The sequence below is a fragment of the Arthrobacter sp. P1_B4 genome, assembly GCF_056406555.1.
The window spans coordinates 12,189-34,959 of the sequence record NZ_JBFTZW010000013.1 but is presented as its reverse complement, the minus strand read 5'-3'; the positions used below and the strand labels follow the sequence as shown (position 1 = coordinate 34,959).

The 22,771-nt window shown below is 69.4% G+C and carries 20 protein-coding genes; 13 read left to right on the top strand and 7 right to left on the bottom strand.

The genetic code is table 11. The features are described from left to right. Nucleotides 1-111 precede the first annotated feature (111 nt). From AC1D1W_RS07970 to AC1D1W_RS07945, 6 genes are all read left to right on the top strand, one after another. Nucleotides 112-468 carry a YidH family protein gene (locus AC1D1W_RS07970; RefSeq protein WP_028277508.1) on the top strand — a complete coding sequence of 119 codons (357 nt, stop codon included), beginning with the start codon at nucleotides 112-114 and terminating at the stop codon, nucleotides 466-468. After that, nucleotides 465-806, top strand: a complete 342-nt coding sequence (locus AC1D1W_RS07965) for a DUF202 domain-containing protein (protein WP_476943385.1) — start codon at nucleotides 465-467, stop codon at nucleotides 804-806. The genes AC1D1W_RS07970 and AC1D1W_RS07965 overlap by 4 nt, the downstream gene beginning before the upstream one ends. A gap of 178 nt (nucleotides 807-984) precedes the next feature. Continuing rightward, a complete protein-coding gene (locus tag AC1D1W_RS07960; protein WP_476943384.1) occupies nucleotides 985-1,995 on the top strand; it encodes an MIP/aquaporin family protein in 1,011 nt (336 codons plus the stop codon). Between the two features lie 82 nt (nucleotides 1,996-2,077). Then, complete coding sequence (locus tag AC1D1W_RS07955; RefSeq protein WP_243181280.1) at nucleotides 2,078-3,259, top strand: exonuclease SbcCD subunit D; 1,182 nt, start codon at nucleotides 2,078-2,080, stop codon at nucleotides 3,257-3,259. Continuing rightward, on the top strand, nucleotides 3,256-6,354 hold the full coding sequence (locus AC1D1W_RS07950; protein ID WP_476943383.1) for an AAA family ATPase: 3,099 nt from the start codon (nucleotides 3,256-3,258) through the stop codon (nucleotides 6,352-6,354). The genes AC1D1W_RS07955 and AC1D1W_RS07950 overlap by 4 nt, the downstream gene beginning before the upstream one ends. Nucleotides 6,355-6,481: 127 nt before the next feature. Continuing rightward, complete coding sequence (locus tag AC1D1W_RS07945; protein WP_476943399.1) at nucleotides 6,482-7,906, top strand: MFS transporter; 1,425 nt, start codon at nucleotides 6,482-6,484, stop codon at nucleotides 7,904-7,906. A gap of 39 nt (nucleotides 7,907-7,945) precedes the next feature. On the opposite strand, the gene AC1D1W_RS07940 is transcribed toward AC1D1W_RS07945, so the two are convergent. Further along, nucleotides 7,946-8,662, bottom strand: coding sequence for an IclR family transcriptional regulator (locus AC1D1W_RS07940; protein WP_243181283.1), 717 nt, complete (start codon nucleotides 8,660-8,662; stop codon nucleotides 7,946-7,948). Nucleotides 8,663-8,853: 191 nt separating this feature from the next. On the opposite strand from AC1D1W_RS07940, the gene AC1D1W_RS07935 reads away from it, so the two are divergent. The 3 genes from AC1D1W_RS07935 (at nucleotide 8,854) to AC1D1W_RS07925 (ending at nucleotide 12,418) form a co-directional block, all read left to right on the top strand. After that, the gene (locus tag AC1D1W_RS07935; RefSeq protein WP_476943382.1) at nucleotides 8,854-9,390 is read left to right on the top strand and encodes a flavin reductase family protein; all 537 of its coding nucleotides are present in this window, start codon (nucleotides 8,854-8,856) and stop codon (nucleotides 9,388-9,390) included. 57 nt (nucleotides 9,391-9,447) lie between these two features. Beyond that, nucleotides 9,448-10,902: a 4-hydroxyphenylacetate 3-monooxygenase, oxygenase component gene (hpaB, locus tag AC1D1W_RS07930; protein ID WP_476943381.1), complete on the top strand. Its 1,455-nt coding sequence runs from the start codon at nucleotides 9,448-9,450 to the stop codon at nucleotides 10,900-10,902. Nucleotides 10,903-11,062: 160 nt separating this feature from the next. Further along, nucleotides 11,063-12,418 carry an MFS transporter gene (locus tag AC1D1W_RS07925; RefSeq protein WP_243181286.1) on the top strand — a complete coding sequence of 452 codons (1,356 nt, stop codon included), beginning with the start codon at nucleotides 11,063-11,065 and terminating at the stop codon, nucleotides 12,416-12,418. 139 nt (nucleotides 12,419-12,557) lie between these two features. Here AC1D1W_RS07925 and AC1D1W_RS07920 read toward each other — a convergent pair whose 3' ends face one another. From AC1D1W_RS07920 to AC1D1W_RS07900, 5 genes are all read right to left on the bottom strand, one after another. Further along, nucleotides 12,558-13,385, bottom strand: a complete 828-nt coding sequence (locus tag AC1D1W_RS07920) for an alpha/beta fold hydrolase (protein ID WP_243181287.1) — start codon at nucleotides 13,383-13,385, stop codon at nucleotides 12,558-12,560. A 4-nt stretch (nucleotides 13,386-13,389) separates the two neighbouring features. Further along, nucleotides 13,390-13,719, bottom strand: coding sequence for a biotin/lipoyl-containing protein (locus AC1D1W_RS07915; protein WP_018775751.1), 330 nt, complete (start codon nucleotides 13,717-13,719; stop codon nucleotides 13,390-13,392). Next, the gene (locus AC1D1W_RS07910; protein ID WP_476943398.1) at nucleotides 13,712-14,695 is read right to left on the bottom strand and encodes an alpha-ketoacid dehydrogenase subunit beta; all 984 of its coding nucleotides are present in this window, start codon (nucleotides 14,693-14,695) and stop codon (nucleotides 13,712-13,714) included. The genes AC1D1W_RS07915 and AC1D1W_RS07910 overlap by 8 nt, the downstream gene beginning before the upstream one ends. A gap of 103 nt (nucleotides 14,696-14,798) precedes the next feature. Then, nucleotides 14,799-15,836 carry a thiamine pyrophosphate-dependent enzyme gene (locus AC1D1W_RS07905; RefSeq protein ID WP_243181288.1) on the bottom strand — a complete coding sequence of 346 codons (1,038 nt, stop codon included), beginning with the start codon at nucleotides 15,834-15,836 and terminating at the stop codon, nucleotides 14,799-14,801. Nucleotides 15,837-15,942: 106 nt separating this feature from the next. Next, nucleotides 15,943-17,370: an amino acid permease gene (locus AC1D1W_RS07900; protein WP_476943380.1), complete on the bottom strand. Its 1,428-nt coding sequence runs from the start codon at nucleotides 17,368-17,370 to the stop codon at nucleotides 15,943-15,945. Nucleotides 17,371-17,553: 183 nt separating this feature from the next. Here AC1D1W_RS07900 and AC1D1W_RS07895 point away from each other — a divergent pair, with 183 nt between their 5' ends. Next, nucleotides 17,554-18,030, top strand: a complete 477-nt coding sequence (locus AC1D1W_RS07895; protein WP_243181290.1) for an Lrp/AsnC family transcriptional regulator — start codon at nucleotides 17,554-17,556, stop codon at nucleotides 18,028-18,030. Here the strand turns inward: AC1D1W_RS07895 and AC1D1W_RS07890 are convergent. Then, entirely contained in the window at nucleotides 18,027-18,671 is a 645-nt protein-coding gene (locus AC1D1W_RS07890) for a maleylpyruvate isomerase N-terminal domain-containing protein (protein WP_476943379.1), read from the bottom strand. The two genes, AC1D1W_RS07895 and AC1D1W_RS07890, sit on opposite strands and share 4 nt — an antisense overlap. A gap of 217 nt (nucleotides 18,672-18,888) precedes the next feature. On the opposite strand from AC1D1W_RS07890, the gene AC1D1W_RS07885 reads away from it, so the two are divergent. Genes AC1D1W_RS07885 through AC1D1W_RS07875 form a run of 3 tightly spaced genes read left to right on the top strand, consistent with a single transcriptional unit; the run spans nucleotide 18,889 to nucleotide 22,759 of the window. Then, a complete protein-coding gene (locus tag AC1D1W_RS07885) occupies nucleotides 18,889-19,605 on the top strand; it encodes an NUDIX hydrolase (protein ID WP_028277523.1) in 717 nt (238 codons plus the stop codon). Next, entirely contained in the window at nucleotides 19,602-20,909 is a 1,308-nt protein-coding gene (nadA, locus tag AC1D1W_RS07880) for a quinolinate synthase NadA (protein ID WP_243181292.1), read from the top strand. The genes AC1D1W_RS07885 and nadA overlap by 4 nt, the downstream gene beginning before the upstream one ends. Beyond that, entirely contained in the window at nucleotides 20,906-22,759 is a 1,854-nt protein-coding gene (locus tag AC1D1W_RS07875) for an L-aspartate oxidase (RefSeq protein WP_476943378.1), read from the top strand. Before nadA ends, AC1D1W_RS07875 begins: the two co-directional genes overlap by 4 nt. Nucleotides 22,760-22,771 lie beyond the last annotated feature (12 nt).

Sequence of the window (22,771 nt, the reverse complement as noted above, 5' to 3'; positions counted from 1 at the left end):
GGGTGCCGGGCGGCGGCGGATGCGGAAGGCCGGTAGGGTGCTGGTAGGACCCGTCCAGCGGTCAGACGAGGCAACCGCCGGCGCCGTACCGCCGGGCAGCGGAGGAAACGAATGCGCGAACCAGCGTGGCGGAAGACCGGGACCACCCCCGACTACAGGTTCTCCCTGGCCAACGAGCGGACGTTCCTGGCCTGGATCCGCACGTCCCTGGCCCTGATTGCCGGAGCCCTGGCGATCGACCAGCTGGCCCCGGAGATCGCCCCCGGCCCCGTGCGGATCGTGTTGTGCGTCATCCTCGCGTTCCTGGGCGCGGGCCTGGCCGCCCTGTCCTATCACCGGTGGGGGCTCATGGAGGCTGCCATGCGGAACAACAGGGAGTTGCCGTTCTCCGCCGTGATGCTGGTGATGACCATCGGCGTCGCGGCTGCGGCCCTGGTGTTCGCGGTCCTGATCCTGGTGGCGAGGTGAAACCGGCTGCGGCCAGGGACCCCGGGCTGCAGCCCGAGCGGACCTCCCTGGCCTGGCGCCGGACGTTGCTGGCCCTCATCGTGGCGGACCTGCTGGTCTGGCGCAGCTGGGCGCTCGCAGGGTCCCGGGGCGGCGCTGCGGGTCCTGTTGATTTCCTTGGTCTCTGCGCGCTGGCCGCCATGGCCGCTACGCTGGTCCTGGGTGTGTGCGTGCTGGTCCGCGGGCGCGAGCTCCGACGGTCCAACGCTGCGCCGGCGGCGCCGCTGCTGCGCTGGGCCGCCGCCGCCGTCGTGGTCCTGGCCGCCAGCGCCGTGGCCGCGGTCGCCCTGGGGCACTGAGCGGCGGGCCGGAACGGCCACCCAGCCGGAATCCAGCCAACATCCAGATTGCGCTGGCAGACTGCTGGCGGACCCAGTCTCCAGGCGGCCGAGGCCGCCCCGGACCACGAACCCGGCGGCGGTCCAGCGACGCCGCAACTGCAGCCCTGGGCGCGCCGCCAGCAAAGGAATCCTGACCATGACCCTGCTTGTGCCAGCCCCCGACTCCGTCGACGTCCAGCCACCGGCCGCCAGCGACGTCCCGCCCCGGCCCCGGCCCGGGCTCGTCGCCCGGCTGTCCGCCGAGGCCCTGGGGACCCTGATCGTCGTGGTTGCTGGCCTGGGCGTGCCGCTCTTCACCATTCCGCAGTCGAGCCCGCTGCCCGCCGCCCTGGCCGCCGGCCTGGCCCTGACGGCGGCGATGCTCGCCGTCGGCTACGTCTCCGGCGGCCACTTTAACCCCGCCGTCACCGTAGGCAGCGCCATCGCCGGCCGGATCCGGTTGGCCGACGCCGCCGCCTACATCGGCTCGCAGCTGGTGGGCGCCATGCTCGGGGCCGTCGCCCTGTACGGCGTGCTGCGCACCGTGCCGACCATCAACGACTCCCAGGGCGCATTCGCCACCGTGGCTGCCGGATTCGGCGAGCACTCGATCATCCAGGTGCCCATGGCAGGCGTCCTGCTCGTGGAGGTCCTCGGCACGGCACTGCTCGTGGCCATCTTCCTTGCCACGACCGCCCGCCGGAATCCGTCCAGGGCGGCTGCGCCCTTCGCGGTCGGCCTGACGACGGCGATGCTCCTGCAGTTGGGCCAGGCCCTGGGCAATGTGCCGTTCAACCCGGCCCGGGCAACGGCGTCGGCCATCTTCAGCGGCCCGGACGCGCTCGGGCAGCTGTGGCTGTTCTGGGTGGCACCGGTGGTCGGTGCGGCCATCGCCGGGCTGGTATGCCGCGGCTTCGTCCAGTCGGCCCGGACCAGTGACCCGGCCACTGCCGCGGTCACCGGCCAGCCCACCGCCCAGACCGCCGGCCAGTCCGACGGAAGGCCCGCCGCCCAGTCCGACGGAGAGCTCACGGAAGCCGATGCGGATGGCGCCGATTTCGATGACGCTGGGCTGGCCGGCGTCACCGCCGCCACCGCTTCTGCTTCGGCCGCCCCCGCCGGCAACGACGAGGCCCGCAGCTTCTTCGACCGCAAGGGCGGGAAGTAGCTACTGCTGACCACTTTTAACCTCCGTCACACCTCCGGGGTGGTGGCGCAAGAGTGTCGGTGGCAGCCGATACCGTAGGAATATGCGGTTATTGCACACCTCCGACTGGCACTTGGGCCGGTCCTTCCACGGCATCGGTATGCTGGATGCCCAGCGCGCCTTCATCGACCAGCTTGTGGCCTTTGTCCGGGATGAGAGCGTCGACGTCGTCCTCATCGCCGGGGACGTCTATGACCGCGCACTGCCGGGCGTCGACGTCGTCGGCCTGCTGGATGACGCCCTGGTGCGCCTCACCGGGGCCGGCGCCGAAGTTGTGTTGACCAGCGGCAACCACGACTCCGCTATCAGGCTGGGGTTCGCGTCGCGGCTGCTCGAGCGCGGGGGAGTGCATTTGCGCACACGGCTGAATGAACTGGACGTTCCCGTTCTCTTTCCGCTCGGGGACGATGCCGGGAATGAGGCAGCGCCGGTGCTCGCCATCTACGGGATCCCCTGGCTGGAGCCCCGGCTGGTCGCCGAGCAGCTGGGCGTCGAGACCGCGAGCCACTTCGAGGTCACCCGCGCCGCCACCGAACGGATCCGTGCCGACGTGCGGCAGCGGAGTCAGACCCGGACCGTCCATTCGGTGGTGCTGGCGCACACCTTCGCCAGCGGCGGCATCAGCTCCGACAGCGAACGGGATCTGAGCATCGGCGGCGTCGGCGCGGTCCCGCTGGATCTCTTCGACGGCTTTGGCTACACCGCGTTGGGCCACCTGCACGGCAGGCAGGAGCTCTCGCCGGCAGTGCGCTACTCCGGCTCGCCGCTCGCGTATTCGTTCTCGGAGGCGAAGCACAGGAAGGGCAGCTGGCTCGTGGAGGTCGACGCCGAGGGGATCGGCGGCGTGCGCGAGGTGCTGTGGGATGCGCCCCGGACCCTCGCCGTGCTCCGCGGGAAGCTGGATGAGCTTCTGGAGTCGGAGGACTTCGCGTGGGCCGAGACTGCGTATTGCCAGATCACGCTGACTGACGAGGCCCGCCCGGCCCAGGCGATGGACCGCCTGCGGGCACGGTTCCCCGACACCCTGGTGCTCGGCTTCGATCCCGATGGTCCCGGCGCGGCGCCCAAAGCCAGCTACAGCAGCCGGCTGGCCGAAGCCGAGGACGACCTCTCCGTCTGCTGCGGATTCCTCGAGCACGTCCGGGGCAGGCCGGCTTCCGACGCCGAAGCCGCAGTCCTCGCCGAGGCGCTCGACGTCGTGCGCCTGGAAGGAGCGTCCCTGTGAGGATCCACCGCCTGGAGATTTCCGCGTTCGGCCCGTTTGCGGGCACGGAGCGGATCGACTTCGACCGCCTGAGCGCACACGGGCTCTTCCTGCTGAACGGCGCCACCGGCGCGGGCAAGACCAGCGTCCTGGACGCCATCTGCTTCGCCCTCTACGGATCGGTTCCCGGGGCCCGCCAGGACGGAAAGCGGCTGCGCAGCGACCACGCGGAGGCCGCCGCCGAGCCGCGCGTCACCTGCGAATTCTCGGCCAAGGGCCGGCACTTCGAAGTCTCCCGCTCGCCCGCGTGGGACAAGCCGAGCGCCCGGGGCCGGAACGGCTTCACGGTCCAGCAGGCCAACACGCTGCTGCGCGAACGCATCGACGGCGCGTGGGTGGAGAAATCGGGCAGGAATGATGAGGCCGGCGCCGAGATCACCGACGTCCTGGGCATGAACCGGGACCAGTTCACGCGCGTCGTCATGTTGCCGCAGGGGGACTTCGCCGCGTTCCTGCGCTCCAAGGCGTCCGACCGTCTGGAGCTGCTGCAGAGCCTGTTCGGTACGCAGCGCTTTGAAGCCGTGGAACAGGAACTGTCCCGGCAGGCGCAGACCGCCAAGGCCGAGGTCGCCAACCTCAACGCGAAGCTGGACCTGCTGCTGGCACAGGCGGAGTCCGAAACAGCGGCGCTCGAACTCGACCCCGACGGCGCCCCCGGCCGGGATGAACCCGATGCCCTGTTGGCCTGGCTCGACGCCGCAGCGGCAGCCGCCGTGGAGGGCCGGCGCAGCGCTGCCGGGGGAGCCGAGAAGCAGGCCGCCGACCAGGCGTCCCTGTTGGAGGCGGCGAACGCGCGGGCCAACCGCCACGCCAGACTCGCCGCCGCGGAACAGCGGCGGATCGACGCCGACGCCGCCGCCCCCGTCCTGGCGGGCAAGGCCGTCACACTGGGCCTGCACCGCCAGGCCGAAATGCTCGGCGGCCAGTTGCAGGCGGTCGAAAGCGCCGCGGCAGCCGAGGACCTGGCAGGAACGGCCCTGCTGGATGCGGCGCGGCAGCTGCGGTCCGCGGCCGCCACAGACCCGGAGCTCGCCGGGCAGGACGTCCTCGACGCCGGCGTCCCCACCGCCGACGACGACGATGCCGACCCTGTCCGGGCGGGTAAATCCGTCATGTTGGACAGCGCGGCCGTCCGCGGAACCCTCGCCCGGCTGCGGTCCCTGAACGCCGTGCTCACCGAACGCCTGCCCGACGAAGCCCGGCTCCTCGGGCTCACACAGCGCGGCGGCCGGCTGCGCCTGCAACTGCAGGAGCTGGAAAAAGGACGGCTGGCCGGTGCCGCCGCACTGGACACCCTGCGCACTGAGTCGGCGGCCCTGTCCGCCGGCATCCGCCCCCTCGAGGAGCTGGCCGCGGAAGTCCAGTTGCGCACCAAGGAAGCCACGGCAGCGGACGAACTCGTGACCATCGTTGGCCGCTTCCTCGCCGCCGAGGCCGAATGCGCGGCAACCGCCGGACAGCACGCCGCTGCCCTCAGCACGCACCAGGACCGGAGACAGCACTGGCTGGACCTCCGTGAGCAACGGCTCACCAACGCCGCCGCCGAGCTCGCCACCCAGCTCCTGGCCGGGGTCCCATGTCCTGTCTGCGGCAGCCCTGAACACCCGGCGCCTGCCCCCGCAGCAGCCTCCGCCCTGGCCGTCGCCGAGGCCGAGAAAGCCGCGCAACAGGCCAGCGACACGGCAGAAGAAACCGTCGCCGCCCTAGGTCGTGAGCTCGCCGAGGCCCAACAGAACGTCGCCGTCCTGGCCGCCCAAGGCGGCAACACACCTGCCGGGGAAGCCCGTGAGGAGGCAGCCTTGGCCCGGGAACGGGCTGATGACGCGGTCCGCGCTGCCACGGACCTTGCTGCCAGCCGGGCCCGGATGGCAGAACTCGAAGCGGAGATCGCCGACGCAGAGCGGGCGCAGGCCGACGCCGTCTCCGGCATCGCGCAGACGCAATCGACGATCGCCGAAATCGACGAACAGGCACAGGCCCTCGAAGCCACCCTGGACAAGCTGCGTGCCGGCCACGCGACCCTCGAACAGCGGATCGCCGCCCTGACGGCAACCACGGCGGTCCTGGAGCACGCCGACGCCGCACACTCGGCCCACGAACAGGCCGCCGCCCGCACCGCGGAGGCACGCCGGAACCTTGAAGAGGCCCTTCCCGGAGCCGGTTTCAGCACCGAAGCCGCGGCGCGGGAAGCGCTGTTGCCAGCGCCGGTGGCGACAAGCCTCGAAACGGCCATCCGGGCCGGACAGGACGAGGCCGCCAGGATCCAGGAACTGTTCGCCGGAGAGGACCTGGCCCTGGCGGCAGCCGAGCGGGCCGCCGGGGACATCGTCAGCGACGCCGCCCTCGAGGAGCTCAGGACGGAATCGGCGGCGGCTGAACGCAAAGCCCGGGAAGCCATGCTTGCTGCCGGGCTGGCGGAAAACTCGCTCCGGATACTCGGGCGCATCGCCGGCGACTACGCGGACCTCGCCGCCGCCGGCAGGGAACCGCGGGACCGGGCCGCGATGCTCACCGCGGTCGCGGACGCGGCCAAGGGCGGCGGAGACAACACCTACCGCATGAGCCTGAACAGCTACGTCCTCGCGGCCCGGCTCGAGCAGGTGGCCGTCGCTGCCTCCGAACGCCTGATCGGTATGAGCGATGGCCGCTACACGCTGCAGCACACCGACGCCAAGGCAGCACGCGGCGCGAAGTCCGGCCTTGGCCTGGAGGTCGTGGACGAGTGGACCGGCCAGCGCCGGGACACCGCCACCCTCTCCGGCGGCGAGTCCTTCATGGCCTCACTGGCGCTGGCCCTTGGGCTGGCGGACGTCGTGCAGCATGAGTCCGGCGGCGTGGACATCGAGACCCTTTTCGTGGACGAGGGCTTCGGCAGCCTCGACGAACAGGCGCTGGAACAGGTCATGGACGCCCTCGAAAGCCTCCGCGACGGCGGCCGGGTGGTGGGGCTCGTGAGCCACGTCGCCGAAATGAAGCAGCGCATCGGCACCCARCTCCAGGTGGTCAAGGGCCGCAGCGGCTCCACCCTGCACATCAGCGACGACACCCGGGCCTGAGCCGGTCCCCGGGCCGGCGCCCCGGGATCGGGTATCATTGCTCTGTTACCGGGTCGCGCGCATCGGGAGGAGGGACGATGCGCAGTATTTAGCGAACCCGGAAACCATGAACCCTTCACCGACGTCTTTGGTGTCTACTCTTGACGCCCCACTGCCGCCGACCTACGCGCAGCAGGCCCCCGCAATTTCGACCGACGCTCTGCCTGCCCCGGCGCCCGCAAAGGGCGGCCGCTACGCGCAGCTGCCGTTGCTCGCCGGCCGCAGCTTCATCCCCCTCGGGCTCTTCGCCCGCCTGCCGCTTGCCATGCTGACAGTCGGCGCCCTGACACTCGTCACCGCCGTCACAGGCTCGTACGCCGTGGGCGGCGCCGCGGCCGGCGCCGTCGGCATCGGTTCCGCACTCGGTGCCCCCGTCCTCGGCGTCCTCGCTGACCGGCTCGGCCAGCGCGGCGTCCTGCTCGTATCCGCCATCGCCAACACCGTGGCCATCGTTGCCCTGATCCTCACGGCCTACCTCATCCCCGGGGTCCACGACCTTGCCGCCGCGGTGCCCGTGCTGGCCGCGGCCTTCGTGGCCGGGGTGAGCTGCCCGCAGGTCGGTCCGCTGGCCCGCGTCCGCTGGATGGCGCTGACGTCCCGGACGTCCGGCTCCGGAACCCGTGCGGCCGGAGACCCCGCGGACCTGGACACCGCCCTTTCCTATGAGAGCACCGCGGACGAGCTCACCTTCGTGCTCGGCCCCGCACTCGTCGGAATCCTCGCCAGCCTGCTCGCGCCGTGGCTGCCGCTGGCCCTCGCCGCGGCACTGACAGTGGTCCTCGTACCCGCCTTCGCCGTCCACCCCACGCACCTTGCGGTGGTCCGCACAACGAAGCGCCGGCCCGCCGGTCCGGCCGCAGGACACGCGGCCGGCCCGGCGGCCACTACGGCTGGGGACAACCACAGGGAAACCCGCACGGCAGCCCAGCGCGTCAAAACCTTCGCCGCCGTCGCCCTCCCCGTGCTGGCGATGGTGTGCATGGGCACGTTCTTCGGCTCCACCCAGACAGCACTGAGCTCTTTCTCCGCCAGCTTCGCCACCTCCGAACTCGCGGGCCTGCTCTACGCCGTCATGGGACTGAGCTCCGCCGCGGCAGCCCTCTCGGTCGCGTACTGGCCCCGGCGCTTCACGGTGAACGCCCGCTGGATTGCCTGCGCGGCCCTCATGGCCGGCTTCGCATCACTGTTGTTGCTGCCCTCGACGGCGCTGCCCATGGTCCTTGTGCTGCTGGTCCTGGGCCTGCCCGTTGGTCCGCTCATGGTCACTGTCTTCGCGATCGGCGGCCTCGTGGCCCCGGCCGGAAAGCTCGGCACGGTCATGACGGCCCTGGCCAGCGGCATTGTGGCCGGCACCGCGCTCGGATCCTCCATCGCCGGACAGCTGGCGCAGAACTTGGGGTATTCGACGGCCTTCCTGGTTCCGGTATGCGCCGCCACGGCGCTGTTCCTGCTCGGAACGGCAGCCGCCGTCGTACTGCGGCAGCGCGGGAAGAAGACGGCCGCGGCCGCATAGACCCCGACGGGACAGCGCCCTGCGGGACGGGGCGCGGGCTCAGCCCAGCTGCGCCTCGATGCGACGCGCCGCCTCGGTCAGGGCCGCGGCGACCTCGTCCGGATCCTGCGCGGCGCGGATATAGACGACGGCGAGGGCGGCCGGACGCCCGCCCGGAACACGCAGCGGCACCGCAATCGAGGACACACCGGGGATCACTTCATCATGGCTGGCGGCATAGCCGCGGTGCCGGGCCTCGGCCGCCTCGGACCGGTACGGGATGCCCGGGACCAGGGCCCGCCACTCCTGCTCCGGGAAGGCTGACTGGATCGCAATGCCCGGCGCTCCTGCGCTGATGGGGTGCCGCGACCCCGGGTGCTGCACCACCGCGGCGCCGCTGTGCCGCGGATCCACGGTCACCAGCGTCACGCACTCCTCCCGGTCCCAGACCGCCACGAAGGCGCTCATGGTCAGGGTGTTGGCCAGCAGGGTCAGTTCCGGCAGCGCCGCCGTCTGCAGGTTCCGGGAGACCCCGCGGGCCAGGACCGCGAGGCCCGGGCCGGGCTGGACACGGCCGCCGTCGTCACGCACCAGCAGCGAGTGGTCCTCGAGCGTGCGCAGGATCCGGTAGGCCACGGAGCGGTGGACGCCCATGGCGTCGGCGAGTTCGGCAATGGTCAGCGGCTGCTGGGCCTCGGCGAGGATCTCCAGCGCCCTGATACCGCGGGACAGCGTCTGGGACGGGGAAGCCTGGGCGGTGCCGGCATTCGGGGTCATGGGGTCCATCCTAGGTGCGGGGTTACTGGACGCCGGGCTACCCTTGTGTTCCGGCTCATGGTCAGCTAGCGTTCTATATGGGAACTGTTTGTTCGATTATAGAACACAATTGTAGAATCCGACTAGAGAACACGGCTGATCCAAAGCACACCCACACCACGGTCGGGAAACGCAACGAACGCAAGGGATCTATGATGATTGCCACGCCGCGCGGCCACGCCGGGGGCGCCCAGGGCCCCCTGTCGGCACCGCGGGCCAACCACTTCCGGGGCAGCCTCGGCAGGTTTGCCACCGGCGTCGCGATCGTGACCTTCGACGGGGCCACGAAACGCCACGGCATCACCGTGAACTCCTTCACCTCGGTCTCGATGGACCCTCCGCTGGTGCTGGTGAGCATCGCCCGCACGGCCAGGGCCCACGACGAGCTCGCCGGCCGGCCCTTCACCGTGAATATCCTTGGCGCCGAGCAGCGGTACCTGGCCATGCACTTCGCCGGCAGGCCCGGCCCCGAGCCGCTGTGGGTGGAGGGGAAGACCGCGCCGCGGCTGTCCAATGTCCTCGCCTATTTCGAATGCAAGCCCTGGGCGGCGTACGACGGCGGCGACCACACCCTGTACATCGGCGAGGTAGTGGACTTCAACTACCGCAACGGCGATGCGCTGGCGTTCGCCAACGGCACCTTCACCACCATTCCGGAAAGCCTGCTGGGCATGGAGGACCTGCTCTAGCGCTAGCGCCACATTCCTTCCCGGCAATTCAGCTCAACGACGACTGGAGGACGACCAATGGGTATCCGCACCGGACGGCAGTACCTGGACAAGCTCAATGCCATGACGCCGCATGTGGTGATCGACGGCGAGGTGGTCAGCGAGAAGATCGCCGAGCACCTGGCCTTCCGCAATGTGGCCCGCTCCTACGCCAGGCTCTTCGACATGCAGCATGATCCGCTGTACCAGGAGGCGCTCACTTACGCCTCACCCAGCACCGGGGACCTGGTCAGTGCCTCCTTCCTGGTGCCGAAGACCATCGAGGACCTCCAGCGGCGACGCCGTGCCATCTCCACCTGGGCCGAGTCCTCCAACGGCTTCCTTGGCCGCTCCGGGGACTATATGAACTCCGCGCTGACCGCGCTGGGCACGGCGGGGAAGTGGTTCGCGCAGGCGGATCCGAAGTTTGGCGAGAACATCCGCAACTACTACGAGTGGGCCCGGGAAAACGACGTGCTCGCCACCCACACCCTCATCCCGCCGCAGGTCAACCGGTCCGTTTCCGGTTCGGAACAGCTCGGCGGCCAGCTCTCGGCCCGGATCGTGGAGGAGCGCGGGGACGGGATCGTCATCCAGGGCGCGCGCATGCTCGCCACCATCGCCCCGATCGCCGACGAACTGCTCGTGTTTCCGTCCACGGTCCTGCGGGGCACCCCGGAGGACGCCCCCTACTCGTACGCGTTCGCCATCCCCAACGACGCCCCTGGCCTGCGCTACCTCTGCCGCACCTCGCTGTACAACGGCGGCAGCACCCACGACGAGCCGCTGGCCTCGCGCTATGAGGAAATGGACGCCGTCGCTGTTTTTGACCACGTCTTCGTGCCCAACGAGCGCATCTTCATGCTGGGCCACCCGCAGCTGTGCAACAGTTTCTACACCGAGACCGGGGCCGGCGCGCTCATGACCCACCAGGTGGTCACCCGCACGATCGCCAAGAGCGAGTTCTACCTGGGCCTGGCATCGGAACTGGCCGAATCGATCGGCATCGACGGATTCCAGCACATCCAGGAGGACATCGCAGAGCTGATTATCGACGTCGAAATCGGCAAGGCTCTGGTCCGCGCGTCCGAGGCCGACGCCGGACTCAACGACGCCGGCGTCATGCTGCCGAAGTGGTCCACCCTGAACGCCGCCCGCAACTGGTACCCGAAGATCGCCCAGCGCTTCCCGCAGATCATCCGGAAGTTCTCGGCGTCGGGCCTCATGGCCCTGCCGGGGGAGGCGGACGTCAACAGCGAGGCCCGGGAGGACATCGAGCTGTACCTGCAGGGCAAGACCCTGACCGGCCCCGAGCGCGTCCGGCTGTTCAAACTGGCCTTCGATGCCTCGATCTCCGGGTTCTCCGGACGCCAGTCGCTCTACGAGTACTTCTTCTTCGGAGACCCCGTCCGCATGGCTGGCGCCCTGGTCAACACCTACGACCGCGAGCCGGTCCGGGCCAGGGTCCGCGAGCTGCTCAACCGCACCGACTGACCCGCGGAAGACACTTTCCGGGAATGTGTGTGCCTTATCACATCTTTCATAGTAGTATTCAGAATACTAACTGACCGTTCGATCAGTAATTAACGAGGCATCAGTTATCCACTTCGCACCCACCCCGGGCAGTACCTCTGCCCCCAGCAACGGAGTTCCAATGACCGTAACTTCATCCGTAGATTCTGAGGCGGGTCCCAGCAGCAAACATGAGGAACGCAAGGTCCTCGCCGGGACCCTGGTCGGCACCACCATCGAGTGGTACGACTTCTTCATTTTTGCCCAGCTGACAGCAACGCTGCTCTCGCCGTTGTTCCTCGCCCCGCTGAACGACTCCAACCCGGGCCTGGCGCAGATCCTGTCCTTCGCCCTGATCGGCATCAGCTTCCTCTTCCGCCCGCTCGGCGCGATCGTCGCCGGCCACCTGGGCGACCGCCTCGGCCGCAAGGCCATGCTGGTCTTCACCCTGATCATGATGGGCGCCGCCACGGCCCTGATCGGTATGCTGCCCACCTACGCGCAGATCGGCGTCTGGGCCCCGATCCTCCTGATCCTGCTCCGCGTCATCCAGGGCTTCTCCGCCGGTGGTGAATGGGGCGGCGCTGCCCTGATGGCCGTGGAGCATGCTCCCAAGAGCAAGCGCGGCCTGTTCGGCGCCTACCCGCAGATCGGCGTTCCGGTCGGCATGATCCTCGCGACCGGCCTGCTGTACTTCCTCAACACCTCCATGTCCAAGGAAGACTTCGCGTCCTGGGGCTGGCGTGTGCCGTTCCTGCTCTCCATCGTGCTGATCATCGTCGGCTACCTGATCCGCCGGGCGGTCGCCGAGAGCCCCGTCTTCAAGGAGATGCAGGACCGCAAGGAAGAAAGCAAGGCGCCCCTGGGCGAGCTGCTCCGCAAGCACAAGAAGGCCGTCCTCTACTCGACGATGATCTTCATCGGCAACAACGCCGCCGGCTACCTGCTGATTGCCTTCTTCATCTCCTACGCCACCAAGACGCTGAAGATGCCCACCCCGCAGATCCTGCTCGCCACAACGCTGGCCTCCTTCGGCTGGCTGATCTTCACCCTGGTCGGCGGCTGGCTCTCGGACAAGATCGGCCGCGTCAAGACCTTCCTGATCGGCTACGGCATTGTCTTTGCCTGGATGATCCCGATGTTCGCCCTGATCGACACCAAGAACATCCTGCTCTACGGCGTCGCGCTGTTCGTCCTCACGGTCGGCCTGGGCCTGTCCTACGGCCCCATGTCCGCCATGTACGCCGAGATGTTCCCGCCGGAGGTGCGCTACTCGGGCATCTCGATCGGCTACGCCTTCGGTGCGATCCTCGGCGGCGCGTTCGCGGCCACCATCGCGGAAGTCCTCCTGCAGGGCACCCACTGGACCGGCTCCATCGGCATCTACATCATGATCCTCTGCGTCATCTCCGCCGTCGGCGTCCTGCTGACCGGGGAAACGAGGGGCCGCCCGCTCGGCGTCGCGCACCACGCGCCGGCCGAAGCCGCAAAGCACTAGCAACCAGGCAAGCACGAGGGGCGCGGACCGCAAGGTCCGTGCCCCTCTGGGTTAAAGAGCAACGCGGGGTCACTGCGCGCCCATCCAGATCATTCGGATGGGCCGTAAGTGACCCCGCGTTGCTTTTTGTACGGTGGGTTTAGACGCCCAGGAAGCTGATGGCGCCCTGCTTGAAGGCGCGGCTGGTGATGGCGTTGGTGTGGTTGCGGCCCGGCAGCACGAGCTGTTCGACCAGGCCGCCGGCCTTGGCGCCCAGGGCTGCGAGCTCCGGCATGGTGGCGGCCCGGTCGTCGTTTTCCCCCGCCACTAGGAGCATCGGCATGTGGGGGACCGCTTCGGCGGGGTCGTACGGCTCGGTCTTGATTGCCTCGACCAGGGACAGCAGCGCGAAGATGTTGTTGCTGGGCAGCAGCATGGCCATCTTCAGCAGCCCGGCGGTCGACTCGTCCGCGATCGGCGTGCCGTCGGCCAGGTACCGCTGCGCGGCGATCAGGTCGAAGTCCGCCAGGGGGTCGGCGACGTTCGGGCCGCCCAGGACCAGCCGGTGCACCAGCTCGTGCTGTGTGGCCCCGAACTCCCAGGCGAGGCGGGACCCCAGCGAATAGCCGATCACGTCGAGCCCGCTGGACGGGTCCCCGTCGCGCAGCGGCCGCGCGCCGGCGTCGAACACTATCTGCAGCAGGTCCGCACGGATCCGGCTGGGGGAGTAGGAGTCCATGTCCTCCGGGGCGCCGCTGCGGCCGTGGCCGGGCAGATCCACGGTGATGACGCGCCGGCCGGCTTCCAGGAGCGCAGTGAGCCAGCCGCTGTCTTCCCAGTTGAGCTTGGAGGAGGAGGAGAAGCCGTGCAGCAGCAGGACGGGACGGAGCCCGGCGTCGTTCTGGGGCTCATGCACCTGCACGTACAGCTGGGGGTCGGTGCCCTCAACGGTGTGCGAATGCTGTTCGCCGGTGTGTCTGCCGCTCATGCTCTCAGTCCTCATCAAGTACGGCGCTCAGGCGGACCCGGCGCTTAGGTGCCTCTTCCTTCGGGACCGTGCCCACGATGCCGGCGGTGTTGTCCGGCACCTCAAACACAATCAGGGGCTCGCCGACATTGATCTTGTCGCCGGGCCCGCCGTAGATACGCACTACCTTACCTGCCTGCGGGCTGGGCAATTCAACGGCCGACTTGGTGGTTTCGACCTCCACGAGCGGCTGGTTGCGCTCCACCTGCTCGCCCGGGGAAACCAGCCATTCCAGCACGGTGGCCTCGATCAGGCCCTCGCCGAGATCCGGGAGCGGGAAAGAAATTTCAGCCACGTTTGTACTCCAATACTCGCTGGATGCCGAAGAGGATCCGGTCAATGTTCGGGATGTATTCATCTTCCAGGTCGCCCGAAGGGTACGGGACGTCGAAGCCGGTGATGCGCTCCACCGGCGCCCTGAGGGTGTCGAAACAGCTTTGCGTGATCAGCTGCGCCACTTCGGCGCCGAGGCCGGAGGTCAGCGGCGCCTCGTGGACGACGACGGCGCGGCGCGTCTTGCGCACGGAGGCGGCGAGGGCCTCGGCGTCGATCGGCTTGAGCCAGCGCAGGTCCAGGACCTCGATGTCGATCCCGTCCTCGGCCGCGAGCTCCGCCACCTGCAGGCAGYGGGCCACCATGGCGCCCCAGGCGATCAGCGTGAGGTGGCGGCCTTCGCGCATCACCTTGGCACCGGTGGGGGAGCCGCCGCCTGCATCGTGCCGGGCGGCGTCCACCTCACCCTTCTGCCAGTACCGCGACTTGGGCTCCATGAAGATCACCGGGTCCGGCCGCGTGGCGGCGTACTTGAGCAGGTGGTAGGCCTCATGCGGGTTCGACGGCGAGACCACCTTCAGGCCCGGTACGTGGGCGAAGAGCGCCTCCAGGCTTTCGCCGTGGTGTTCGGGGGCGCGGATGCCGCCGAAGCTGGGCACCCGCAGGGTGATGGGCATCGGCATGGTGCCCCGGCTGCGGTAGTTCATCCGGGCGATCTGGCAGACGATCTGGTTGATGGCCGGGTAGGCGAAGCCGTCGAACTGGACCTCGGGAATGGGGTGGAACCCGGCCATCGCCAGGCCCACGGACATGCCCAGGATGCCGGATTCCGCCAGCGGGGTGTCAAAGACGCGCTGCGCACCGTGCCTGGCCTGCAGCCCGTCGGTGATGCGGAAGACGCCGCCGAGCCGGCCGCAGTCCTCGCCGAAGATGACGGCTTTGGGGTTCTCCGCGAGGACCTCGTCGAGGGCGCGGTTGAGTGCTTGCTGCATCGACATCACCGTGGTGGCGGGCTCGCTTCCGGCCGGGTTGGTGATCGTGTCGCCGGCAGTGTTGTCGGCAGTGTTGTTGCCGCTGGCACTTTCGCTTTCGAGAATCGAGTTAGACATGTTCGGACTCCTCGCGCCAGTTGGCGGCCTGGGCCTGCAGGGCAGGGGTGGTTTCCTGGAAGACCAGGTCAAACATTTCGGTCCCGGGCCGGGAGCCCAGGGCCTGGATGCCGGTACGGATCTGCTCCTCTTCGACCTTGGCCGCGGCCAGCGCCTCGGCGAAGAACGCCTCGTCGGCAATTCCATCGGCCAGAAGCCGCTGCCGGAGCCGCTCGAGCGGGTCGGTGCCTGCGCCGTCGCGTTCCTCGTCGAGGGAGCGGTAGCGGCCCGGATCATCGGACGTGGAGTGCGGGCCGCGGCGGTAGGTCATGGCCTCGATGAGCACCGGGCCGTTGCCGGAACGGGCATGCGCAAAGGCGCGGCGGGTCGCTTCGAGGACCGCGACGACGTCATCGCCGTCGATCTTCAGCGCCGGCATGCCGTAACCCGCGGCGCGGGCCGCGACGGAGCCGCCGGCCACCTGCCGTTCGGTGGGGACCGAGATGGCCCAGCCGTTGTTCTGGACGAAGAACACCACGGGCGCCTTCATCACGGCGGCGAAGTTCATCGCCTCGTGCACGTCGCCCTGCGAGGAGGCGCCGTCGCCGAAGTAGGTCAGGGCGACGCCGTCCTTTTTGTCCAGCGTCTGGCCGTGGGCCCAGCCGACGGCGTGCAGGACGGAGCCGGCGACGACCGCCTGGATCGGGGCCAGCCGGGATTCCATCGGGTTGTAGAGGCCGCCGTGCCACGTGGCCTTGTGGGTGGACATGTAGGCCACCATGTCCACGCCCATGGTCCGGGCAACGCCCATTTCGCGGTAGGTGGGGAAGGCGAAGTCCCGGGTGGTGTCCACGGCGTAGCCGCTGCCCACCTGGGCAGCTTCCTGGCCGAGTTCGGGGGCGTAGCCGGGGATGATGCCCTGCCGCTGCCAGGCGATGGCCGAGGTGTCGAGGTGCCGGACGGCCACCATGAGCGAATAGAGCTCGCGGAGTTCATCGGCTGTGAGCGGCCCGGCAGCGCTGCCGGAAGCCACGGGGAGAAGTGTGTCCATGCCTGTGACCCTAGTCACCGGCGGCGGGGTGGGCAATCAGCCTAGGCTGGGGTGCCCAGACTGCACACTTATGCCGCCCCGAGCGCCGGTGAGCTTGGCAATTTGTCTAGCGGCTGGGCTGTTCCGCCTGGTCGGCTTTCGCGCCGGCGGCGGCGTTGCGGTTCCGGGTGATCCGGGCGCCGGTCCAGCACGCCACCGCGATGCCGGCCACCAGTACCAGGGTGCTGACCAGCTGCTTGCTGCTCTCCGGGCTGCTGAAGCCGACGGCGAAGATCAGAGCCAGGAGCACGAGCCCGAAGATCGTCAGCCCCGGGAAGCCCTTCATCCGCAGCGGCAGCGCAGTGCCGTCGCGGTCAGCCCGGCGGCGCAGGATCAGCTGGGACACCAGGGCCGAGCCCCACACCACGAGGCAGGTGGAACCGACCAGCTGGAACAGCGCCGGCAGGATCTGGTCCGGGAAGAGCAGTTCGAGAACGGCGGCCAGGAAGCCGAAGGCCACGGAGACGCTCACCGCCACGACCGGGACCCGGGCCGTGTTGAGCTTGGAGAGGAACTTGGGGGCTTCGCCGCGCTCAGAGAGCGAGTACACCATGCGGGACGCGCCGTAGAGGTTGGCGTTCAGGGCGGAGAGCAGCGCGATGACGGCGACCAGGGTGATCGCGGCGCCGGCGCCGGGGATCCGGGCGACGTCGAGGACGCCGGCGAAGGGGGACTTCAGGGCCGCGGAGGTCGAGGGAAGGACGGCCGCGATGACGAATACCGAGCCGATGTAGAACACGAGGATCCGCCAGACGACGGTGCGGATCGCCTGGGCGACGCTGCGCTCCGGGTTTTCCGTCTCGGCCGCGGCCACGCTGACAATCTCGGTGCCGCCGAAGGCGAAGATGACGACGAAGAGTGCGGTTGCGATGCCGCCCAGGCCGGCCGGGGCGAAGCCGGACGTGAAGTTGCTGAGGCCAGGGGACGGGACGTCCGGCAGCAAGCCCAGCAGCAGGGCCCCGCCGATGGCCAGGAATATCACGATGGCAGCCACCTTGAGGATGGCGAACCAGAATTCGAACTCGCCGAAATTCTTCACGCCCGCCAGGTTGATGGCGGTGAACAGGGCCATGAAGATCAGGGAGAGTGCCCAGACGGGGATCACCGGCCACACCGTGAACAGGAGCCCGGCCGCACCGAGGGCCTCGGCCGCGATGACCACCACGAGCTGCAGCCACCAGAGCCAGCCGACGGTGGCGCCCGCGGTCTTGCCCATGGCCTTTTGCGTGTACACGGAGAAGGCGCCGCTGTTGGGATTGGCCGCGGCCATCTCCCCGAGCGCCCACATCACCAGGATGATCAGGGTTCCGGCGACGAGGTAGGAGATCAGCACGGCCGGTCCCGCCGCCTGGATTCCGGCTCCCGAGCCGAGGAACAGGCCGGCGCCGATCGCGCTGCCCAGTCCCATCATTGTCAGCTGGCGTGGTTTCATGCTGTGCCCCAGGCTCGGGGCGGGAACCGCGGTGGGTAGCGTCGCGGTGGACTTCATCGTCATGGCGAACCTTCGTGTGGTTTGGATCTTTTCGTCCTTATGGGACCTATTGAATTTACCGGATTTGGGGCCGGCCCCCGGCCGCCGGGGCGCCTCCGCCGTGAGAGCATGGTGGCAGTTTGCTAACTGAATCGGGGCATCGGTGGCTGTTTGTCCGGCCCGGTCCCGCTTGGGAAGGAAGAATCAGTGGACGTTGATCCGCTTGATGCAAAGATTGTCCGATTTTTCACGGATTCCCCCCGGGCCTCGGTCCTGGAGGCCTCCCGGGTACTGAAGGTTGCCCGCGCCACGGTGCAGTCGCGCCTGGACCGGATGCAGGACGCCGGCGTGATTGGCTCATGGGTGCCCCAGCCCGATCCGGCGCATTTCGGCTACCCCGTCGTGGCTTTCTGCTCCCTCACGATCAACCAGGACCTCGGGCACGACGCCGTCGTGGAGGCCCTGGCGCGGATTCCCGAGCTGATCGAGATCCATACCGTCTCCGGGAGCTCGGACCTCATGGCCCGGATAGCCGCCCGCTCCAATTCGGACCTCCAGCGCGTCCTCGATGCCATGATCGCCACCCGATCGGTCCTGCGCTCGTCCTCCGTGATCGTGCTCAATACGCACTTCCAGGGCCGCACCCTGCCGCTGCTGGAAACCGCGGCCGCCGGCACGGGCTAGAGGACACTCAGGTTTTCGGGCAGGCCGGTCCGGCCGGTGAGCAAGAGCAGTAAATCACCGGCGGACGGCAGTCGGGAGCCGATGGCTCCGGCGAGCTCCAGGGAGGCCGCGACCGCCGGGGCCAAGGTGGCGGGCGGCGGCAGGCCCAGGGCGCGCGCCAGATCCAGGGTGTGCACGGCCAGCTCGAAGGTCCGGGTCGGCAGGTAGTCGATGAGCGTCATTGCTCCGGCAGGGGTGGCCACCAGGGCATCGTCCTGCGTGTTCCTGACGAGGGCCGTGACGCGTTGGACAAGCTCCCGCACGGCAGCGGCAGGGTCCTCGCCCAGCGCCTCCCCGGTTTCCCTGCCCCGCTGCGCAATCGCGGCGGGCGAGGTGGCGCCCCGGACGGCCAGGAAGTATTCCACTGGACCCGGCACCCGTGCCCCGGCGGCCGGGGTGGCGAGGTAGGTTTCCACGGTTGTCAGGGCACGGCTCGTGTGGCCGGTCAGCGACAGGACATCCCATTCGCCCAGTGCCGGCCGCGACCACGCCTGGTGCGGTACCTGCCCGGCGAGCTCCATGAATGCCTGGGCCGCCCCCGCGTATCGGGCCCTGACGGCCTCTGCGTCCGTACCCTCCGGGTCCATAACTTCTGAGTCCATAGCCTCGATTAATACCGGTGCCGGCACCCGCGGACAAGCCCCGTCCGTGCGCCGGCGACAACCCGGTCCGGCCCGTGTGACCTGAAACATTTTGCGCCCGGGCGGCGCGGCCGTATCATTAGTTCTAGTCAATGTGACTATAACTAATCCGGCGGTCGTGCCGGATCCAGCCGGGCAGTCCATCGCGGACCCGCCCGGAACCTCAGAGGGCGGGTAGATCACCGTTTACACCACAGCAGCCAACGTCTCGGAGCGCCAGACCGCGCCGCCGTCGCTGGCCATCTCCACGGTGATCTTTGCGCTGCGTCCCAGCGAGCGGTCCGGCCGGCCCACGCTGTGGATTCCGCTGGTGCGCCGGATCCGCGAACCGTTCAAGGGCCTCTGGGCGCTGCCGGGCGGCCCGCTCACGCACTCCGAGTCACTCCAGGACGCCGCCTCGCGGAACCTGCGCGAGACCACCGGGCTGGCCCCGAACTACCTCGAACAGCTCTACGCCTTTGGCGGGCTGCACCGCTCGCCCACCCAGCGCGTCGTCTCGATCGTGTACTGGGCACTCGTCCAGCCCACGGAGGCCGCGCTGGCCGACGAATCGGAGAACGTGCGCTGGTTCCGCGCCGACAGGCTGGACGAGCTGGCCTTCGACCACAACTCGATCGTCGACTACGCGCTGTGGCGGCTGCGCAACAAGATGGCCTACGGATCCATCGCCTACCACCTGCTGGGCGAGTACTTCACCCTCGCCCAGGTCCGGGAGGTCTACGAGGCCGTCCTGGACCGCGAACTCGATCCCGCCAACTTCCGCCGGCAGGTCAAGGCCACACCGGAAATCGAAGAAACCGACCATTATCTGCAGGGCGGCAAGCACCGCCCGCCCCGCCTCTACCGCTTCACCGGCCGCCCAGGCCTCGACCCAGACAACAGGAGCACACCATGAGCAGCGTCAACACGGCAATCCAGCTGATCACGCGCGAGCAGGCCACCACCATGGCACAGGGCGCGGCCGCCTCCACCTGCAGCCCCGCGCTGGCCCGCGGGCCCTGGGACTACGACCTCGCCGAGGCCCTCGCCGGCGTGCCCGCCTACGGGCCGGGTGCCTCCTCCACCGACGTCGCACCGGCCTCCACTCCCCGGCAGGGCCAGCTCCCGGAAGAATACAAGCTCGCTTCCGACGCCGAACTCGACGCCCGGATCCGCGCCGCCAAAGCGGCACTGGGGGACCGCGCCGTCGTGCTGGGGCACTTCTACCAGCGCGACGAAGTGATCGAATACGCCGACTTCGTGGGCGACTCGTTCCAGCTCGCCAACGCCGCCCTGACCCGGCCCGACGCGGAGGCCATCGTCTTCTGCGGCGTGCACTTCATGGCCGAGACGGCGGACATCCTGTCCCGCCCCGACCAGGCCGTGATCCTGCCCAACCTGGCCGCAGGCTGCTCGATGGCCGACATGGCGGACATCGACTCGGTCACCGAGTGCTGGGAACAGCTTGAGGAGGTCTTCGGCACCGAGCCCGACGCCGAGGGCCGGGTCCCGGTCATCCCGGTCACCTACATGAACTCCTCCGCGGCCCTCAAGGGCTTCTGCGGCGAGCGCGGCGGGATCGTCTGCACCTCCTCGAACGCCGCGACGGTGCTGGAATGGGCCTTCGAACGCGGCCAGCGCGTGCTGTTCTTCCCCGACCAGCACCTGGGCCGCAACACCGCCAAAGCCATGGGGGTGCCGCTGGAGCAGATGCCGATGTGGAACCCGCGCAAGGACCTCGGCGGCAACGACGAACAGGCCCTGCTCGATTCCCGGGTAATCCTCTGGCACGGCTTCTGCTCGGTCCACAAACGCTTCAACGTGGGCCAGATCGAAAAGGCCCGCGCCGAGTTCCCCGGCGTGCAGGTGATCGTGCACCCGGAATGCCCCATGGAGGTGGTGGATGCCGCCGATTCCGCCGGGTCCACCGACTTCATCAAGAAGGCCATCGCCGCGGCCACGGAACCCACCACGTTCGCGATCGGCACCGAAATCAACATGGTGAACCGGCTCGCCGCGGAATACCCGCAGCACACCATCTTCTGCCTGGACCCGGTGATCTGCCCCTGCTCCACGATGTACCGCATCCACCCCGGCTACCTCGCCTGGGTCCTGGAAGCGCTCGTCCGCGGCGAGGTGCTGAACCGCATCACCGTGGACGAGGACGTGGCCGCCCCGGCCAAGGTGGCCCTGGAGCGCATGCTGGCGGCGCGGCCGTGACCAGGCGGCTCGTGATCGTCGGCAGCGGGATTGCGGGGCTCTACGCCGCGCTGCTCGCCACCGACGACGCCGCCACCGGCGGCCGTGACATCGAGGTGGTCCTCCTGAGCAAGGGGACGCTGGAGCAAAGCAACACGTTCTACGCCCAGGGCGGCATCTCGGCCGTGCTGGCCCCGGAGGATGCCGCCCCCGGTGACTCCGTGGCAGCGCACATCGCGGACACGCTCGCCGCCGGGGCCGGGCTCAACGACCCCGAGGCAGTCCGGGTCCTGTGTACAGAGGCCGTCCGGGACATCGCCGGACTGGGCCGCTACGGCGTGCATTTCGACACAGCTCCCGACGGCGGACCGGCCCTGGGCCTTGAAGCGGCACACTCGGCGCCCCGCATCCTGCACGCCGGCGGGGACGCGACGGGCGCCTGCATCGCCCGCGGGCTCGTCGCCGCCGTCCTCGAACGCGCCGTCCTGGACCGCGCCGGCCACGGCCGGCTCCGGGTGGAGACCAGCGCGTTCGTCACCGGACTCCTGACCGGACCGGACGACCTGGCCGAAGCGCTGCCGGACGAACTGTCACAGCGCGGCAGCATGCCCCCGACGCCGGCCCGGGTCACCGGAGTGGCCTACCTGGCCGGCGGACGGCCCCAGGAACTGGCGGCCGACGCCGTCCTGCTCACTACCGGCGGGGCGGGCCGGCTCTTTGCCCGCACCAGCAACCCCGGCGTCGCCACCGCCGACGGCCTGGCCCTGGCCTGGCGTGCCGGCGCCTCGGTGCGGGACCTCGAGTTCTTCCAGTTCCACCCCACCACCCTTGCCGCCGAGGAGATTCCGGGCGGGCCGCCGGCCCTGCTCATCTCCGAAGCGGTCCGCGGCGAGGGCGCGGTGCTGCTGGACTCCGCGGGATACCGCTTCATGCCCGACTACCACCCCGACGCCGAACTGGCCCCCCGCGACGTCGTCTCCCGCAGCATCGCCCTGCACCTGGCCGCCACCGGGGCCGCGCCGGACAGCCCGGTCTACCTGGACGCCCGCGGCATCGAGGCAGCGCGGGGCGCGGGCTTCCTGGCCCGGCGGTTCCCGACCATCACGGCGGCCACCCTCGCCGCCGGCTACGACTGGACCACAGAAACGGTCCCCGTCTCCCCGGCCGCGCACTACTGGATGGGCGGCGTGTGCACCGACCTGCGGGGCCGCACGTCCGTTCCCGGCCTGTACGCCGCCGGCGAGGTCGCCCGCACCGGGGCGCAGGGGGCCAACCGGCTGGCGAGCAACTCGCTGCTGGAGGGCCTGGTGTTCGGCCGCCGCGCCGTCGAGGACTTCCTGCGCGCCGACCCGTCGCACGACACCACTGCTCCGCGTGCTCCCCACGATCCCCCTAGCCTCGCAAGCTCGGCCAGGGAACCCGGATCGTGTGGGCCCACGGCCGCGGGCGACCTCCCCTTGACGCACGCTTCCGCAGCGCCGTCGCACGACTTCACGTCAGGGGAGGACACTTTAGCGAGCGTGTCCGAAGATTTTGTGAAGTCGGTATCCGCGTACGGGGTTTTCTCGCGCGACGCTCTTCGGCGGTTGATGACGGCGGACGCCGGGGTAATGCGCAGCGGGGAGCAACTGCGGGAGGCGGAGACCGTGCTTGCGGCCTGGGACGACGTTGTCCATTCTGAGACCGCTCCCGATGCCGGCCACAGTGACTGGCTCTGCCAGGATGCCCATGAGGACCGGAACCTGCTCCTCGCGGCCCGCCTCCTTGTGGCGGCTGCCCTGAACCGCACGCAGTCCGTCGGAGCCCACTACCGGGCGGACACGGACGACGCCTCAGCCCTCACCCATTCCATGCAAAGGATTTCCTCGTGACCACCACTGCCC